This is a genomic window from Chryseobacterium geocarposphaerae (assembly GCF_002797535.1).
Taxonomy (GTDB): Bacteria; Bacteroidota; Bacteroidia; order Flavobacteriales; family Weeksellaceae; genus Chryseobacterium; species Chryseobacterium geocarposphaerae.
Genome location: NZ_PGFD01000001.1, coordinates 1,856,179 through 1,873,003 on the forward strand (window position 1 = coordinate 1,856,179; position 16,825 = coordinate 1,873,003).

Genomic DNA, 16,825 nt, shown 5'->3' on the forward strand with positions numbered 1-16,825 from the left:
ATTAAGTATTAAATTCATAACAAATCTACAAATTAACAATTAAATAAATACCATAATTAATAAATATTTAATATTAAATCAATAATAAATTACGATATAAAATTAAAATTAATTTAAAAAACCACTATAAAAATAGTGGTTATCATAATTTAAAACAATATCTTATCTTAAATATTTATTTAAAATCTTCAATCGTTTTATTGATCACATCAATCTGCTTATTAATACTCGATGCACTTTGTGGATTCTGTTTCAAAAGCTCCATTTTTTTACTTAAACCATCTTTTAACATCTGGCTTATCATCATTTTCGCCTGTGGGTTATCCCCTAACTGCCCTTTTGCATGTCCCAACATCTTTGTAATGCTTTCGGTTGCCTTCAAATTATCGGAACTCATGATCCAGTTGTATCCTTCTTCCGCAGATTTTCCCAGTTCCGGATTCTGAAATTTGACAAACGGATAAAAAGCTGCCACCTGAGCAATATTTGACATTTGGGAAGTCACTTTATTCTTAACAATAATTGGCAACAGTTTTTCTAATAAGTTATCAGGAGCACCTTCCAAATCGATTTTATCAGCTAAAGCATTAGCTCTTGACGGATCAACATCAATAATTGCGCTTACAGAACTTGCCTTTACCGCATTCGAAACCGCATTCACTCCTTTTTCGAAAACCGGAAGGTATTTTTTATCTTTTGTTTTTGCCAGGGCAGAAATTGCTGACGCCTGAACCAATGTTTTCGGATCATTTGAAGCCAGTTTTTCAACTTCAACACCCATTGCTTTTAATTGTTCTGCATTGGATAAATCCATCAACTGTAAAGCTTTCATCCTTACCCTGAAAAAAGGATCTTTAATCGCAGCTGCTAATAATTTTGTAGCAGCAGGATTTTTCCCCACCTGGCTTTTAATTCCATTTAATGCTTCATACCTGCTTTTGAATTCTTTTGAACCCAGGAACTGCATTAAATTTTGTTCTGGAGTTTTTTCATCAGTAATATCTGCCAATAACACTCCATCCGCATTGATATTAACCAAGTCTGCGTTTTTAGAAACATCAAAATTGAATGTATTTTTTGCCTCCGCATTTACCCAAACGTTATATCTCTTCGGCTTTCCATTATCGTAAACATCAATTGCCAAAGGAAACTGGAATGGCAATTCCTGAGTCTGCTCAATAACAACTGCCACTTGTTTTTTAACAGGTTCGAAAGTGTAAGAATATTTAATTTTCGGATTTCCGCTTCCAAAGTACCATTGATTAAAGAACCAATTCAAATCTTTTCCCGAAACTTTTTCCAGAGACAATCTCAACTGATGAGCTTCTGCATTCTGATATTCATATGTTTTCAGATAATCATTCAACCCTGCAAAGAAAGCATCATCTCCCAAATAATTTCTCAACATATGAAGGATTCCACCTCCTTTCTGATAGGTAACCAGATCAAAAACATCTTCACGGGAGTCATAATTAAATCTTACAAGATCCTTCTTAAAATCTCCGGGATTATGCAGATACATATTAACATCCGTCATCTGATGATAATCCGCCTGGTCTTTTCCGTATTTATATTCGTTCCAAAGATATTCTGAGTAGTTAGCGAAAGATTCGTTTACCGTTAAATTACTCCAGCTTTCCGCAGTTACCAAATCTCCAAACCAATGATGGAATAGTTCATGAGCAATGGTATCTTCCCAGGTATTTTCATCAATTAATTGTCCCGGCTTTTGTAAAATATCGCTTCCATGAAGTGTTGCCGTGGTATTTTCCATTGCCCCACTCACGTAGTCTCTTCCGGAAATCTGCGCATATTTTGCCCATGGATAATCATAACCCAGTTTTTTAGAGAAAAACTCAATCATTTCCGGAGTATTTCCGTAGATCTGTTTTGCATAAGGTTCGTATTCTTTTTCGATATAGTAATCAACCGGAATATTTCTCCATTTGTCCTTCACAATCGCATACTCGCCCACTCCCATGAAAAAAAGATAAGTAGAATGTCTCTTATCCATTACCCAATGATCTGTCCTCAATCCATTTGCTTCTTTCTGAGAATCTTTTAAAAGTCCGTTAGAAAGAGTTACATACTTATCAGGAACCGTCATATAAATTTCCTGAGTTGTTTTTTGGTTGGATTTATCAATGGTAGGAAACCATGCGGAAGAAGATTCCGTTTCTCCCTGTGTCCAGATCTGAGTCGGCATATCCGGATCTTTTCCCTGAGCATTAATGAAATACAATCCTTTGGCATCATTAATTGCCGCACTTCCCTGTTGCTTTACTTCATTCGGACGTGCTGTATATTTAATATAAACCGTGTAATCCTGATTTTTCTGGTAGGTTTTATCTAAAGTAATCTTCAGAATATCATCCTTATAATCATATTTTAAAGGAGACTTCTTACCATTGGTATCCAAAGCGACTTCATGAATCAACATTCCTTTTGCATCAAGCGTCAATTCGTTGGTAGAATAAAAAAACGGAGCAGCAGTCAGCCATTCTTCACCATTCAGCTGTTCTTTCTGATAATCGAAGTTTACTTTTAGCTTGGTATGCTTTAGTTCCGTTACTTTTGTATGGGTAGCTCTGTACACCTTTTCTCTGCCTGAAGTTTCGGTTTGCGCTGCTATAGTTGTGGAAAAGAAAATCCCACCCAAAAGAGCAATCGATAAAATGGCTTTTTTCATTAGTATTATTTAGAGTTATTTTTATTTAAATGTTGAATAATTTTCTTTTGTTTTATTCTTTCGTAAACGTATTTTTTGTTCCTCTCTGAATGATTACAAACTGTTTTTTCGCAGGGTAAAAATCGATGACAATTCCTGCCATGTCGAATTTAAAGCTCGTCTCTGAAGTTGCCTCCAAAGGAAATGCACCTTGTCCTGTTGCCTGTGCCATTAGTTTTTTGTCCTTGATAAAGATATTAATTTTTAAAGGGACATCCGGACTAGAATAATTTCCTACAAATTTCTGTAATTCGCTTTCCGGGATTTCCAGAGTTTTAAAACTGGGCATTTCAAAATCTTTTCCCGTTGCAGTTTCCATCATTTTGATGGAGATTTCGTTAGTGTCCATATCCGCCTGGTTCGCTGTAAAGCTTACCGCTGTTTTTACATCCGGAAAATAAAACAATGCCGATCTGAAATTATCAATTCCGCCGGTGTGCCCAAATCCCGAATATTTGCCAAACGGAACTTTTACCAATCCATATCCGTAATTATCCACAAAGTTTTTCATTTTTTCCAGACTTTCCTTTTTGATTAGTTTCCCATGCTCCAGCCCAAGAATAAAACTCAAAAGATCTCTTGGTGTCGAGATAATATTTCCGGCTCCGATCGGAATACTCATGTCGGTTTCATTCGAAACTTCATATTTTCCGTTGGTAAACTGATAAGATTTTGCCTGATCTTTCGAAGTATCAATTTTTCCTCCAACTTCAGTTAAGGTCAGCTTTAAAGGTTTGGTAATTTTAGCTTTAATTAATTCCGCATAAGATTTTTTGTACACTTTTTCAAGGATAAAACCCAACAGGATATAATTTGAATTGCTGTATTCGTGTTTTGCACCCGGTTCAAAATCACTTTTATATTTTTTAATGATATTAACCAAGCTAGTCTCTGTCTGAGGTTTTGTATTGTATTGCCAATATTCGGCCTCGTTGGTTAAGTTGTGGATTCCCGTTCTGTGCTGAAGTAAATTCTCTATGGTGATTTTATCCGCATTGGGAATTTCAGGATAAAACTCAGAAAGTTTTTGATTTAAAGAAATCTTTTTTTCCTCAACTGCTTTCATAATTAAAACGGCCGTGAAAGTCTTACTGATTGATCCGATTCGATATTGTGTGTTTACATTCGCTTTTTGATTTTTTTCAACATCGGCAAATCCGATTACTTTCACAAAAGTCGGGCGGTCATTTTCTGCAAATGCAAAACTCCCCATTACTTTATGATGTACAAAAAGAGAATCAAAATAATTCCCCAGCTTTTCTTTGACATTGTTTTGGGAAAATGCAAGACCAGAAATACTGATTGCCGACAGAAAAAATAACTTTTTTAACATATTCTGAGATTTGCTTTAATAGGTTGAAAAATTTCAAAAGATGTTACAAAAAAAGTGAAGTTTACACTTCACTTGATTGTTTATATTTAATTTTTATTGAGTTAAAATCTTTAAATCGCAACAGGAGCTTTAATTCCCGGATGCGGATCGTAATTTTCCAAAGTAAAATCTTCAAAATCGAACCCGAAAATATCTTTAATTTCAGGGTTTAATTTCATGGTAGGAAGAGGTCTCGGATCTCTGGAAAGCTGCTTCTGAACCTGCTCAAAATGATTGTTATAGATGTGGACATCTCCAAAACTGTGAACATAATCCCCAACTTCAAGATCACAAACCTGCGCTACCATCATCAATAATAATGCATAGCTTGCTATATTAAACGGAACACCCAGAAAAACATCCGCACTTCTCTGGTACAGCTGAAGCGATAATTTTCCATCCGCCACATAGAACTGGAATAAAGCATGACAAGGCGCCAAAGCCATATTAGGGATTTCAGCAACATTCCATGCAGAAATAATCAACCTTCTGGAATCCGGATTTTTTTTGATCTGATCGATCACTTCAGTAATCTGATCGACCACTTTTCCGTCTGCTCCATGCCAACTTCTCCACTGAGCTCCATAAACCGGTCCCAAATCTCCATTTTCATCCGCCCACTCATCCCAAATAGAAACTCCATTATCTTTTAGGTATTTGATATTGGTATCACCCTTCAAAAACCACAACAATTCATAAATAATAGATTTCAAATGCACTTTTTTGGTGGTTACCAAAGGAAATCCTTTTGACAGGTCATATCTAAGCTGATATCCGAAAACACTTCTTGTTCCGGTTCCCGTTCTATCTGTTTTGTCGGTTCCTTTATCTAAAATATGCTGTAAAAGGTCTAAATAATTTTGCATTTTGAAAGCGATTTATAGTGTCCAAATTTAGAAAAAACTTAATGATTTTTTGTTATTGTAAGTTATAAAAAAAGCATTCACAACCATGAATGCTTTCTATTATTTTTTTATATTCTTTTGTCCCAAAACCGATGGTTTAAGATTATCAAATATAAAGTTTAAGTTTAAACTGCAGTATAACCACCATCTACAAGGTAATAACCTCCTGTCATAAATGATGATTTGTCAGAACTTAAGAATAAAACCAATTCTGCCACTTCCTGAGGTGTTCCCAGCCTTCCCATCGGATGTTTTGCAATCAGTGCCTCTTTCATATCTCCGCTTGCACTTTCCAGAAGCGGTGTTTCAATATAAGCAGGACCGACTGCATTACAACGGATATTTTTTTGCCCGTATTCGGCGCCGATATTTTTTGTAAGTCCTACAACCGCATGTTTTGCTGAGGTATAAGCTGACGAAAGCGGTGCTGCAACCGTACCGTGAATAGATGCTATGTTTACAATCACTCCGCCTCCGTTTTTATCCATTTGTTCCAGTTCATATTTACAGCCGTAGAAAACACCATCTAAGTTTACACTTAATACTTTTCTCCAACTATCCAGACTATAATCTCCCGTCAGTTCCTGCTCTCCACCAATTCCCGCATTGTTACAGGCAATATCCAATCTTCCGTATATCTCAACTGTTGATTTTACCAAAGCTTCCACTTCTTCAGGTTTCGAAGTATCTGCTTTTACAAATGAAGCCTCACCTCCTGATGATTTTATTTTTTCCACTACCTGTTTTCCGTGTTCTTCATTAATGTCTGAAACAATCACTTTTGCCCCTTCTTTGGCATACGTTTCTGCAATAGCCAATCCGATTCCTGAACCGGCACCTGTAACAATAGCTACTTTATTTTCTAAAATTCCCATATTGATAAAATTTTATATATTTCTTTAAATAACTACTAACAAGTTACGAAGAAACCATACACGTCTTAAAATTTTAACAATAAAGTTTTCTTAATTTTACAACAGTTACGTTAATTTATCTAAAACTATTTTATAAAACACTATAATTTCCTAGAAAAACAAAATAAAAAAATAGCATTTCATCATTTTTAATTACAACAAAACAATAACATTTAATTACCAGATCTCCTCAATAGTCTGCAGCATAGTATTGATCATAAATTGATCGTCTTTTGTTTTTCCGGACATTGCTTTTATTAATGGAGATTCTACCGAAACGGTCATGATCTTTTGATCATTGAAAATAATTTCACCTACTGAAACCGAAACGTAGAACAAACCTTTATCAGTTTTCACCAATGCTCCGTTCTGTACTTTCAAAGATGGCTCTGAAGTGATTTTCTGAAGTACAGCCTGCTGACTCAATGTTTCGTTAAGCTGTCTCTGAAGATTATTAATTTCCTGCTGAAGCATTTCTCTTCCCGTTTCGTACTTATCTCCCATCGAACTTTTGGTATCATTATTTGATGCCCTGGTTTCCGCGATAAGTTTTTCGAAAGCATGAACTTTCTCTTCTACCTTTATTTTTATTGTATTTAATATCTGTTCTTTATTCATTTTTTTCTTTTAAGGACAGCAACTCGTTATACAATATACAGTAACGAGCTCTCAGTCTTTCATAATCAAGAGTATACTAAAGTATTTCGGTATAACCACTATTTCTCAAAGACAGCATAGTCTGATATCTGAAAAAGAAAATTCTTTCCTTGATTAAAATCACGCTTTGTCCCTTCAAAAACATTGGTAAAAACACCTGATAAACGATCGTCTTCAATAGTAAAGTCAACGGCTTCCTTTGACATATTTAATACCACTAAAACTTCATTTTCCCCATTTTTTCTGAGATAAGCTAAAATTTTATCATTTGCTGTCGTATTCAGAAGCTGGGTAGAAGCTGCAGGATCACCACCTCTTAAAGCAGGATTGGAAGACTTTAAATTGAGTAAGGTTTTATAGAAATCTGCATTTTGATAATTATTAGTCCATTTTATAGGGTCTTTTTCAAAAAACTCCAACCTTTTGTTATTAGGCAGCTCCTGTCCTGAATACAACAACGGAACACCATTCCAGGTTGCTGAAAAAACTGCCATTGGCTTGGTAATAACCCCATATTTTTCATATTCTGTTCCATTCCAGGAGTTTTCGTCATGATTGGAGGTAAACCAAGCTCTCATCGAACCGTCTCCTATTGCTGTATATTTTGCCAGTAAATCTTTAAGATTCTGCAAAGGCTGGTTTTGGTTGTAGTAATCATTCGAAGCATGCATCCATTTCCAGGAATAGCTTGCATCAAAGACTTTTCCGTATTCAGGGTTTTCGAGTTCATCAAATTCCCCTAACCAGAAAAGAGGCTTTATGGTTTCTACTTCCGGTCTTGCCTGTTCCCAGAAATCTACTTCAACCCAGGATGCCAAATCACATCTGAAGCCGTCTATATTGGTTTCCTTTACCCAAAACTTCATGGCATCAATCATGGCCTTTCTCATCTCCTGATTTTTATAATCCAGCTCAATGATATCATCCATCCCTGAAGCAATATGAAATTTTCCATCCGGATCTTTTAGATAAAATTCAGGATGTGTCTTTGTCCAAATATGATCCCAACCCGTATGATTGGCTACCCAATCTATAATAACTTTAAAGCCTAATCTATGGGCAGCGTTTACCATATGTTTAAAATCTGCCATCGTTCCAAGTTCAGGATTGATAGAAACATAATCCGAAGCCGCATACGGACTTCCCATGCTTCCTTTTTTATTTTGTTGGGCAATAGGAGTAATAGGCATGAACCAAAGTGTTTTTACACCCATCGCTTTCAGTCTGGGCATTTCTTTTTCAAATGCTCTGAAGGTTCCTTCTTCTGTATATTGTCTTACGTTTACTTCGTAGATATTAGTAGTATGCTTCCATTCTTTCGGGAAATCCATAGTGTTCTTATTTATGTTTTGAGTAGTACAGGAAATCATTCCTATACCGGTTAAAGCCGATAAAATCCATTTTTTCATTTTATCTATTTTTAACAAAAGTAACGAATTGAGTGATAATAGAAATGAACTGTAAATGATAAATTTTGATTAAAAACTATTTTCTGCTTCTGTTTATTGCATAAAAAACCCTGAATTTTCATTCAGGGTTAATATATTGTTTAGATATTTTATCTTTCATCATCGTTATCATCTTCATCATCAAAAACATCATCATTGTAGTCTTCTTCCTCATCGTCAAAGTTATCATCATCTTCATCCACAAAGTTGCTGCTTCCTCCAAAATCATCATCAAAGCTGAAATCATCATCCATCAAAGGCATTGCAGATTTTTTCTTTGATCCTCCTGAAGCACCGTTTTTGCTAGGAGCTTTTAAAGGTACATTACCAAATCTGTATACAGTGATAGGGTAATTTACTCCTTTTGTCTCTTCGATTACTTCTACCAATTCACAGAAGAATTCCCAAAGATCAAGAAGCCCGTATTGGAACTGTGCTTTATCTCCTGAGTTTTCGAAGGCTTCATCAATGTATACATCAGACATAATTTCGCCATCACCGTCGTCACTCATATCTTCCAACGGAACACTTTTCACTATCGTTCCATCTTCTTCAAGTAAATTAAAAGTAGAAAGCTCGTCACCCTGCAAGCTGAATGCACTCTTAATACCTAAATGTAAGTTCCATAGCGTCTGTTTCCCTTTAACTTCGATATCACGGAAAATATCTTCTTTCGCATCTAATATTACGCGGATTTTGTAAACCATATCAGTTTTTAAATTACTTTTTGCCTTTTTTATTATGATAAATCTCTGCTGCAAATATATAATAAATGACATGTGACAAAAAAATATTTCAGAATTTTTTAAAATATTTTTTTTTCTTACATTTTGCCGGAGTTATTTACTTTTTTCAAGCATAAAACTGAACTTTGTTCCTTCAAGATATACGCTTTCCACCGTAATGTTTTCGTTATGAGCTTCCAGAATATGCTTCACAATTGCCAAGCCCAGACCAGAACCTCCTTCCCTTCTGCTCCGGCTGGTTTCGACACGATAAAATCTCTCAAAAATCCTGGGTAGGATTTCAGATTTTATCCCCATTCCGTTATCAATAACTTCAATAAGAACTTTATTTTTAAGAATACTTGTTTTCACCACCACTTTAGCTTCCTGCCTATTGGCATAGTGAATAGCATTGGAAATTAAATTAATAAAAACCTGTGATATTTTTTGTTTGTCGGCATCTACAAAAATCTGAGGATGCAAAGTCTGAATCTGTAATGTAGTATTGCGTTTTTCCGCTTCAAGATCGAGTAAATCAAAGATCTCTTTAATCAGGAGATTCACATCAAATCTGGAAACCGTAAGATTGATCTCTCCGGCCTCTAATCTGTTGATCATATCCAAATCTGTCACAATGGCAATGAGCCTTTCAACAGACTTATCAATTCTTTCCAGATATTTATCACGAATAGCAAGATTATCGACTCCCCCATCTCTCAATGTTTCCACATATCCCTGGATAGAAAACAACGGAGTTTTAAGCTCATGGGAAACATTTCCGATATATTCTTTACGGTAGCTTTCCATTTCCTTCATCATGTCAATTTCAGAAACTTTCTGCTGATTGAGGTCAGAAAATCTCTCCCCCAATTCTTTAATGGTAATATTCTCATCGTTATCCTGTACAATTTCCTGAGGTAAGAGCTGAGAAAGTCCACGAACCTGCTTTTTTCCATAATAATTGAAAAGCAGCTCCAACACCAGATAATTGATAATGAAAATAAGAATCAGACAGATGAGAAGTCCTATTCTGAAGAATGGAGTCTGATCATAAAGATCCTTTAGCCAATCAAAAGTGATGACCAAAAGAAACATCACCACTGTAAGTAAACAAGAGGTGGCGAGAGTAAGTCTGTAAAATTTCAATTTTACAAATATTTAATAATTAGTTGTATATCTAAAGTTTCAGATTAAACAATAAGCTTATATCCTATTCCTTTTAAGGTCTGAATAGTATTAATTCCTAATTTTTCTCTTAATCTACGGATGTGAACATCGATCGTTCTTTCCCCTACAATTACATCATTTCCCCAAACTTTTTCAAGAATCTCTTCTCTTTTGAATACTTTTTCTGTATTGGAAGCTAAAAGATACAACAAATCGAATTCTTTTTTAGGTAATAAAAACTGTTGCCCGGCTTTTGAAACTCTGAAATTATCCTTGTCAATTACCAAATCTCCGATTTCAATTAATTTAGTATTATCCGAAACCTGAGAAGTGAGTTGTAATAATGCATTTACTTTAGAGGTAAGGATTTTCGGTTTGATTAATTTCACAATATAATCATTGGCTCCTGCCTGAAAACCTGCTAATTGTGAGAATTCTTCGCTTCTTGCAGAAAGGAAAACAATTAATGTTTTTTGAAGTTCTTTTATTTTACGAAGTTCCTGACAGGTTTCGATACCGTCTTTTTCCGGCATCATGACATCTAATAAGATAAGATCTGGAATAATTTCCTTGGCTTTGTCAATTCCTTCGTTACCATTGGTAGCGGTATAAATATCGTAGCCTTCTTTTTCTAAATTGTAAGACAGAATCTCTAAAATATCCAGTTCATCGTCTATTAAGAGGATTTTCTTTTGGTTCATTTTTAATTTTTACGAGTCAAAGTTAATAATTTTTAAAGCACAGATTAACAAATCACACATCGTTCACATAAAGTTAACAATTATATTCTTTTCTTAATGTTTAGTTAAAAAAAAATTAAATTTTACTAAACCATTTACCCCGACAATCTTTTATTCCTTTGCACCGAAAGAATATAGTAAAAGAAATGAATTTTAGAAAACTGAGTATTGCAGTTTTGTTTTTAACAACATCGGGAACTGTACTTTACGCTCAATCGAGCAAAAACGATACCGTAAAGAAAGAAAAAAAAATTGAGGGGGTAATCATTAAAGGATCTACTAAAAAAGGAACTGAAGCCAACCTTATCAATTTACAAAAAAAATCTGTAGAAGTAATCGAGCGTGTCGGTTCTGTGCAGCTTGCCAAACAAGGTGTAGGAGACGCTGCAACAGCTGTAACCAAAGCTACGGGAACTACTAAGCAGGAAGGAAGCGGACAGATATTCGTAAGAGGTCTAGGAGACAGGTACAACAGTACAACATTAAACGGATTACCAATTCCATCAGACGATCCTGAGTACAAAAACATCAATCTTGAGATCTTCAAAACCTCAATGATCGAATATATTTCACTAGATAAAGTATACAATCCTAAAATGCTTGGTGATTTTGGCGGTGCAAACGTGAATATCGTTTCTAAAGAACATTCAGGAAAACCTTATTTTAAGGTTGGTTTAGGAAGCAGCATCAATCTTCAGACATTTGACAAAAAAGATTTCAAAGTACAGGATGGTGCTCCTGGATTCTTCGGGTATAAAGAAACTACTTTTACTAAAGGGAATCCATATCAAAAATATCCTTTCCAGACAAGCTGGAATTTCAAAAACGCAGACAATCCTTTCAATACAGATATGAATATTGAAGGAGGTGCTACTTTCGGTAAGCTTTCATTATTTGCTTATGCAGGATTTGAAAACTCATATGAGTACAGTAAGGGACAAGAAGGCTATTATTTCTTCGATAATACACCAAGTAAAAACTATACAAGTGTAGAACGTTTTAATTATAAAACCAATACAACGGCTTTAGTTAATTTAGGGTATAGAATTAATGCCAATCATAGAATCAGTTTCACATCCAATTATATCCACTCTTCTGATCAGTCATCAAAAATTTATCAGGGATATTCTTATGATGTAGACAGAAATGTGATCATCAACAGAGGCGATAATAAAATTACTACTACTTGGGTCAATCAATTATTAGGAACGCATAAATTTGGTGGTACATGGTCTGCAGACTGGGCTTTAGGTTACAATATGCTGAACAGCAAAAGACCGGACCGTATGCAGAATACTATCGATGCCACAAACTTGCAGCTTATTGCGGGAAGTGCAATCAACAACCACAGATATTTTGATGAATTAAAAGATAACACGGTTTTAGGGCATGCTTATCTTACTAAAACTTTCGAAAAATTCAAAGTTACTGTAGGATATGATGGTCAGTATAAGGACAGAAAGTTTGAAAATACGACTATTGGTATGAACTTCAGTAATGTAGTACCTGTAGATCCTAATAATATTGACGGATATATCAATGCAGGGAACAACTCATTATTCAGTTATATTACGTTCCAGCCTACTGATAAATTGTTTAAGCCATTTTATTATACCGCAAAACAAAATATTCAGTCCGGTTTAGCCAATGTAGATATTACTCTTTCTGATAAATTCATCGTTCAGGTTGGTGGCCGTTTTGATTACATCGATATGCAGATGAAATGGCTAGATCCAATTGCAGCTGAAGGCAAAAAGAATAAGCAATACAACAAATTCTTACCTGCTTTAAATGCCAAGTACAGTCTAAATGACAAACAGAATTTAAGATTAGCTTTTTCAAAATCATATACATTACCACAGGCAAAAGAAATTATCCCGATTGCTTACTACGATGTAACAACCAATACTTATGGTAATCAATTCCTTTATCCTTCCGATAACTATAATGCAGATCTAAAGTGGGAATTATTTCCGAAATCAGGTGAAGTTATCTCTGTAACTGCCTTTGGAAAGTACATTCAGAATGCTATTGCAAGAACAAGTTACGCGAGTTCTGCACCAAGTGACATGACATATTTCAACATTTCAGACTGGGGATATATCTTCGGAGCTGAAGCGGAATTCAGAAAGGATATCTATTCTTGGAATAATTCTAAAATCTACACTTTCCTTAATGCAACCTATATGCATTCTGAGCAGGAATTTAAATCTGAAAACGAAATTGCAAAGGAAAACGGAGGTAAAACAATCGTATTCAACACGCCTAAAGATAAAATGCAGGGAGTTGCGGATTTCATTGCAAACGTAAACCTAGGATATAATTACAAATGGAATAATATCAACAGTTTAGATTTTGTAGTTTCCTATTCACATATTGGAAAAAGCCTTTATTCAGTAGGAACAGGATTCATTGGAAACTTCTACGAAGTTCCAAGAGAAATTCTTGATATGAACTTAAGCTTTACCTTGAATAAAATAGGAATCGGAATTTCTGCAAAGAACCTGCTAAATCCTCACTTCAAAATCGAACAGGAAAACACTACAAAAACATTCATTCACAAAGACTATACAAAAGGTCGTCAGGTTGGATTAAGTCTTTCATATAAATTCTAATAATATTTAAATCTATAAAAGTTATGAAAAAAACAATTTTAAAAGCTGCTCTTTTCTTTTCATTAGCTGCGGCATTTTCATCAGCTGCGATCTCTTGTAGCAACTCTGATGATGATTCAACAGAAACAATCTCAACAATCGATCCAAGCAATTTCAAAGGAAATATTGCTGCCGGAACTACAGTAACATTGGATCCTTCTAAAGTATATACAATCACGGGTAAAGTAATGGTAGAAAATGGTGCAAGCCTTATCATCCCTGCAGGAACAAGAATTACGGTTGCTGAAGGTGCTAATTACCTTATCGTAGACAGAGGTGGCAAAATCTTCGTTAACGGTACGGCTTCAAACCCGGTAGTTTTCGAAGGTACAGCTCACAAACAAGGACACTGGGGAGGTATTGTTATCTTAGGTAACGCTCCTTCAAACAGAACTGCTGCAGGAACGTCAACTTCTGAATTAGGTGACTTAACTTATGGAGGTACAAACACTGCTGATAACTCTGGTATCATCAAATATCTTGTAATTAAAGATAGCGGATTCAAATACAATCCTGAAAAAGAATTCAACGGGCTTTCTCTTTTCGGAGTTGGTAGCGGAACAACAATTTCTTATGTATATGTAACTATTGGTGCTGATGACGGTGTTGAGTGTTTCGGTGGGAACGTAAACTTGGATCACATTGTAGTAACAGGTGTTGGAGATGATTCTTTCGACTGGACTGAAGGATACAAAGGTACTGTAAACTATCTTTATGCTGCAAGAATGAAAGCTTACCAAACTGCTGCTGAACCAGGAAACAGAGGTATTGAAGCAGATACTCAGGATACAAACCCTAATACAACTTTCGGAAACGGAGTTTCTAATCCTTCAATTAACAATGCTACTTTCTTAGGAAATGCAGGAGGGTCAGAATCTCAAGGAATGAAAGTAAGAGCAGGATCTAACGGTCAATTCGATAATATCGTTTTAGCGAACTTTACTACAGGTCTTGATTTTGAAACTGACAGAACTTTAGCGTGGTTCCAGGCAGGATCTTATATTAAAAACTTAAGATTTGTAAATATTGCTACAAAATCTAAAGCTAAAAACACTGCAGGAACAGCTGTGGATATCACTTCTGTTTACTCTGAAAATTCAGCTGCATTGGGAGCAGGAAGCGGAACAGCTTTACCTGATTGGGCTAAAGGATGGACTGGTCTTACAAGCTTCGACACAACTGATGCTATGAACTAAGCATATAGTAACAATTCTTCATATCAAGTTAAAAAATAATCCATCTCATTATCGGGATGGATTATTTCATTGATAAAAACAAGTATTAAAAAAACACAACTATATATTATATTTACTTTTTCCAAAATAGATTTCCTTTATTCATCAAACCTTCCACATGGGAAATCCTTGAGACCGCTTCTGCGGAACAGCTCGCATCCACTAAAACGACATTGGCTTCATCACCGGTTTTCGGCCATTGCTGCTCTCCTTTATTATTTAATGGAAGAATGTTTTGAGTCGCAAATTCCAATGCTCTGGAAAGCTCAAATTCAGATTCGTAGCCATAAAGCTCTGCAATTAAATTGGCTTTCTGCAGCATATTTCCTGATCCGAATGTACTCCAGTAATCCTGGACATTATCGTTTCCGATCAAAACGTTCACTCCATATTTTTTCAAAGTCGGAATAGGCATCACTTTCCCTCTAAAAGGTACAGAAGAAGCAATTCCCACTTTTGCAGCGGATAATTTTTGAGCAATTTCTTCCGCTTCTTTTGTATTTAAGTAAGCTAAAGCAAACGCGTGGCTTACAAAAGTTTTCCCTTGAAGCTCAGGATTCTCAATGGCTTTATCTATTAAATAATTGATTGTTTTCATCCCTGATTCTCCGCTTTCATGCAAATGAATGTCAATCCCTTTTTTGTTATCCAAAGCCAGCTGAACCGTAAAATCCAATACTTTTTCAATACTTCCGTCAATACTTAAAGGATCCAAGCCTCCGATAAAGTTTACATTTTTCAGCTTTGCTGCTTCCTCCATTAAAGGAGCAGACTTTGTATAGTAAACACCGTGCTGAGGAAAAGCAACCAATTCTGCCTTAAAAGAATCTTTCTTATTTTCTAATGCTTTTTCTAAATTTTCTAATGATTTTAGCCCCGAAGTAGGATCAATATTAAAATGCGTTCTTGCAAAATTCGTCCCGTAGCTTTGTAACAGATCAATCAACTGTTCCGCTCTTTCTACAGAAGTTTTCAAAAGCTTCGGAATGATTTCCTGTTCGTAGGCAATCATATCTTTTACCGTTCTTCTTTTGGGTGAAAGCGCCTGCCACGGAAGTCCGTACAAAGTTTTATCCAGATGAATATGCATATCTTTAAAAGCAGGAAGCATCAGTTTCCCCTTTGCATCAATTGCTTCTAAATCAGGATTGTTTGACTTTACCAATTTTATTTTCCCATCTTCAATTTCGATACAAAACAGATCTGTTTTCGTCCGGATTACATCTTCATCATCATATTCAAATCCTGTTTCCAAACGGATATTTTTCAGCGAATAATTTCCTTTTGCTATAAATTGATAAGACGATTGCATAACTCTCATTTAGTCATACAAAATTACACCGGCAAAATTTTAAACAGGTGTATAAATTATTTCAGATTTTGTACAGATTATTCTTTGAATTGTGAAGGTGTCATTCCGGTCTGTGCTTTAAAAAATTTAGAAAAACTGGCATGATCGTAAAAGCCTAAATCGTAAACAATATCTTTTACAGACATTTCAGAGACTTTCAGCAAACGTTTTGCTTCCAGTAGAATTCTATCCTGAATTAATGAAGATGCCGATGCGTTAAGAATTTTCTTGCAAACAATATTGAGATAATTTGCTGAAATATTTAATTTATCCGCATAAAAAGAAACCGAACGTTCCGTTTTGAAATATTCATTAATTAAATTCAGAAACTTAGAAATAATAGGATTAGAATTATAGATCTCAAAATCTTTAAAAACCCCTTCTACTGATTTACTTACCAATAAACCGATAAGTTCGCTTCTTTTCTGAATTAGCTCCCAGAATATTTTTTCTTCGCTGAGCTCTTTTTTTATAGCCTGAAACTCATGCAGTAACAATTGATAAATTTCCTTTGAAACCGTAAAAGCAGGATGCTGAAAATAATAAGATGAAGAAAACCTTAAAGCGGGAAGAAAACTCTCATACCATTCTCTGCTGATCATCAATTGATAGCCAATGGTTTCTTTTTCAATTGTCCATTGATGCACCTGATCCGGAAAAACCAGATGAATCTGATGATTCTCAATTTGATATTCAACAAAATCGATGATATGAACCCCTTTTCCTCTTTCAAAAAGATTAATGATAAAAAAATCATGTTTATGAGGTTCATCAATCCTTCTTTCACCGCTCAATTCATTAAACAAGAGATCACAGGTTTTTGACTGCTTCTCCGCAAATTCATGAATACCGAGAATAGGAAAATAATCTGACTGATGGCTCATTCCATAATAATTTACCCTAAAATACGTAAATTTTATCAGAATGAA

General features: G+C 35.1%; 13 protein-coding genes. 2 read left to right on the plus strand and 11 right to left on the minus strand.

The window, feature by feature from the left end; all coding sequences use genetic code 11:
- Nucleotides 1–175: 175 nt before the first annotated feature.
- From CLV73_RS08235 to CLV73_RS08275, 9 genes are all read right to left on the minus strand, one after another.
- Nucleotides 176–2,689 carry a M1 family metallopeptidase gene (locus CLV73_RS08235; protein WP_100376354.1) on the minus strand — a complete coding sequence of 838 codons (2,514 nt, stop codon included), beginning with the start codon at nucleotides 2,687–2,689 and terminating at the stop codon, nucleotides 176–178.
- A gap of 52 nt (nucleotides 2,690–2,741) precedes the next feature.
- Nucleotides 2,742–4,061 (minus strand): serine hydrolase domain-containing protein, encoded by a 1,320-nt coding sequence (locus tag CLV73_RS08240; protein ID WP_100376355.1) that lies wholly within the window; start codon nucleotides 4,059–4,061, stop codon nucleotides 2,742–2,744.
- Between the two features lie 110 nt (nucleotides 4,062–4,171).
- On the minus strand, nucleotides 4,172–4,966 hold the full coding sequence (locus CLV73_RS08245; RefSeq protein WP_100376356.1) for a thymidylate synthase: 795 nt from the start codon (nucleotides 4,964–4,966) through the stop codon (nucleotides 4,172–4,174).
- A gap of 164 nt (nucleotides 4,967–5,130) precedes the next feature.
- Complete coding sequence (locus CLV73_RS08250) at nucleotides 5,131–5,880, minus strand: SDR family NAD(P)-dependent oxidoreductase (protein ID WP_100376357.1); 750 nt, start codon at nucleotides 5,878–5,880, stop codon at nucleotides 5,131–5,133.
- Nucleotides 5,881–6,096: 216 nt separating this feature from the next.
- Complete coding sequence (locus tag CLV73_RS08255) at nucleotides 6,097–6,537, minus strand: hypothetical protein (RefSeq protein ID WP_100376358.1); 441 nt, start codon at nucleotides 6,535–6,537, stop codon at nucleotides 6,097–6,099.
- A 98-nt stretch (nucleotides 6,538–6,635) separates the two neighbouring features.
- The gene (locus CLV73_RS08260) at nucleotides 6,636–7,985 is read right to left on the minus strand and encodes an alpha-amylase family glycosyl hydrolase (protein ID WP_100376359.1); all 1,350 of its coding nucleotides are present in this window, start codon (nucleotides 7,983–7,985) and stop codon (nucleotides 6,636–6,638) included.
- Nucleotides 7,986–8,134: 149 nt separating this feature from the next.
- Entirely contained in the window at nucleotides 8,135–8,731 is a 597-nt protein-coding gene (locus CLV73_RS08265) for an IS1096 element passenger TnpR family protein (protein WP_100377023.1), read from the minus strand.
- A gap of 132 nt (nucleotides 8,732–8,863) precedes the next feature.
- Nucleotides 8,864–9,895 carry a sensor histidine kinase gene (locus CLV73_RS08270; protein WP_100376360.1) on the minus strand — a complete coding sequence of 344 codons (1,032 nt, stop codon included), beginning with the start codon at nucleotides 9,893–9,895 and terminating at the stop codon, nucleotides 8,864–8,866.
- 44 nt (nucleotides 9,896–9,939) lie between these two features.
- Complete coding sequence (locus CLV73_RS08275) at nucleotides 9,940–10,617, minus strand: response regulator transcription factor (protein ID WP_100376361.1); 678 nt, start codon at nucleotides 10,615–10,617, stop codon at nucleotides 9,940–9,942.
- Between the two features lie 185 nt (nucleotides 10,618–10,802).
- Here CLV73_RS08275 and CLV73_RS08280 point away from each other — a divergent pair, with 185 nt between their 5' ends.
- Both CLV73_RS08280 and CLV73_RS08285 read left to right on the plus strand, forming a co-directional pair.
- Complete coding sequence (locus CLV73_RS08280) at nucleotides 10,803–13,271, plus strand: TonB-dependent receptor domain-containing protein (protein WP_100376362.1); 2,469 nt, start codon at nucleotides 10,803–10,805, stop codon at nucleotides 13,269–13,271.
- A 23-nt stretch (nucleotides 13,272–13,294) separates the two neighbouring features.
- A complete protein-coding gene (locus tag CLV73_RS08285) occupies nucleotides 13,295–14,506 on the plus strand; it encodes a hypothetical protein (protein ID WP_100376363.1) in 1,212 nt (403 codons plus the stop codon).
- 112 nt (nucleotides 14,507–14,618) lie between these two features.
- On the opposite strand, the gene CLV73_RS08290 is transcribed toward CLV73_RS08285, so the two are convergent.
- On the minus strand, nucleotides 14,619–15,857 hold the full coding sequence (locus CLV73_RS08290; protein ID WP_100376364.1) for an amidohydrolase: 1,239 nt from the start codon (nucleotides 15,855–15,857) through the stop codon (nucleotides 14,619–14,621).
- Between the two features lie 77 nt (nucleotides 15,858–15,934).
- Nucleotides 15,935–16,780, minus strand: a complete 846-nt coding sequence (locus CLV73_RS08295) for a helix-turn-helix domain-containing protein (protein WP_100376365.1) — start codon at nucleotides 16,778–16,780, stop codon at nucleotides 15,935–15,937.
- Nucleotides 16,781–16,825 lie beyond the last annotated feature (45 nt).

Coding starts and splice junctions, on each gene's coding strand:
- CLV73_RS08235 (WP_100376354.1), bottom strand. CDS start 2,689: ATGAAAAAAGCCATTTTATCGATTGCTCTTTTGGGTGGGATTTTCTTT.
- CLV73_RS08245 (WP_100376356.1), bottom strand. CDS start 4,966: ATGCAAAATTATTTAGACCTTTTACAGCATATTTTAGATAAAGGAACC.
- CLV73_RS08250 (WP_100376357.1), bottom strand. CDS start 5,880: ATGGGAATTTTAGAAAATAAAGTAGCTATTGTTACAGGTGCCGGTTCA.
- CLV73_RS08280 (WP_100376362.1), top strand. CDS start 10,803: ATGAATTTTAGAAAACTGAGTATTGCAGTTTTGTTTTTAACAACATCG.
- CLV73_RS08240 (WP_100376355.1), bottom strand. CDS start 4,061: ATGTTAAAAAAGTTATTTTTTCTGTCGGCAATCAGTATTTCTGGTCTT.
- CLV73_RS08285 (WP_100376363.1), top strand. CDS start 13,295: ATGAAAAAAACAATTTTAAAAGCTGCTCTTTTCTTTTCATTAGCTGCG.
- CLV73_RS08255 (WP_100376358.1), bottom strand. CDS start 6,537: ATGAATAAAGAACAGATATTAAATACAATAAAAATAAAGGTAGAAGAG.
- CLV73_RS08275 (WP_100376361.1), bottom strand. CDS start 10,617: ATGAACCAAAAGAAAATCCTCTTAATAGACGATGAACTGGATATTTTA.
- CLV73_RS08265 (WP_100377023.1), bottom strand. CDS start 8,731: ATGGTTTACAAAATCCGCGTAATATTAGATGCGAAAGAAGATATTTTC.
- CLV73_RS08295 (WP_100376365.1), bottom strand. CDS start 16,780: ATGAGCCATCAGTCAGATTATTTTCCTATTCTCGGTATTCATGAATTT.
- CLV73_RS08260 (WP_100376359.1), bottom strand. CDS start 7,985: ATGAAAAAATGGATTTTATCGGCTTTAACCGGTATAGGAATGATTTCC.
- CLV73_RS08290 (WP_100376364.1), bottom strand. CDS start 15,857: ATGCAATCGTCTTATCAATTTATAGCAAAAGGAAATTATTCGCTGAAA.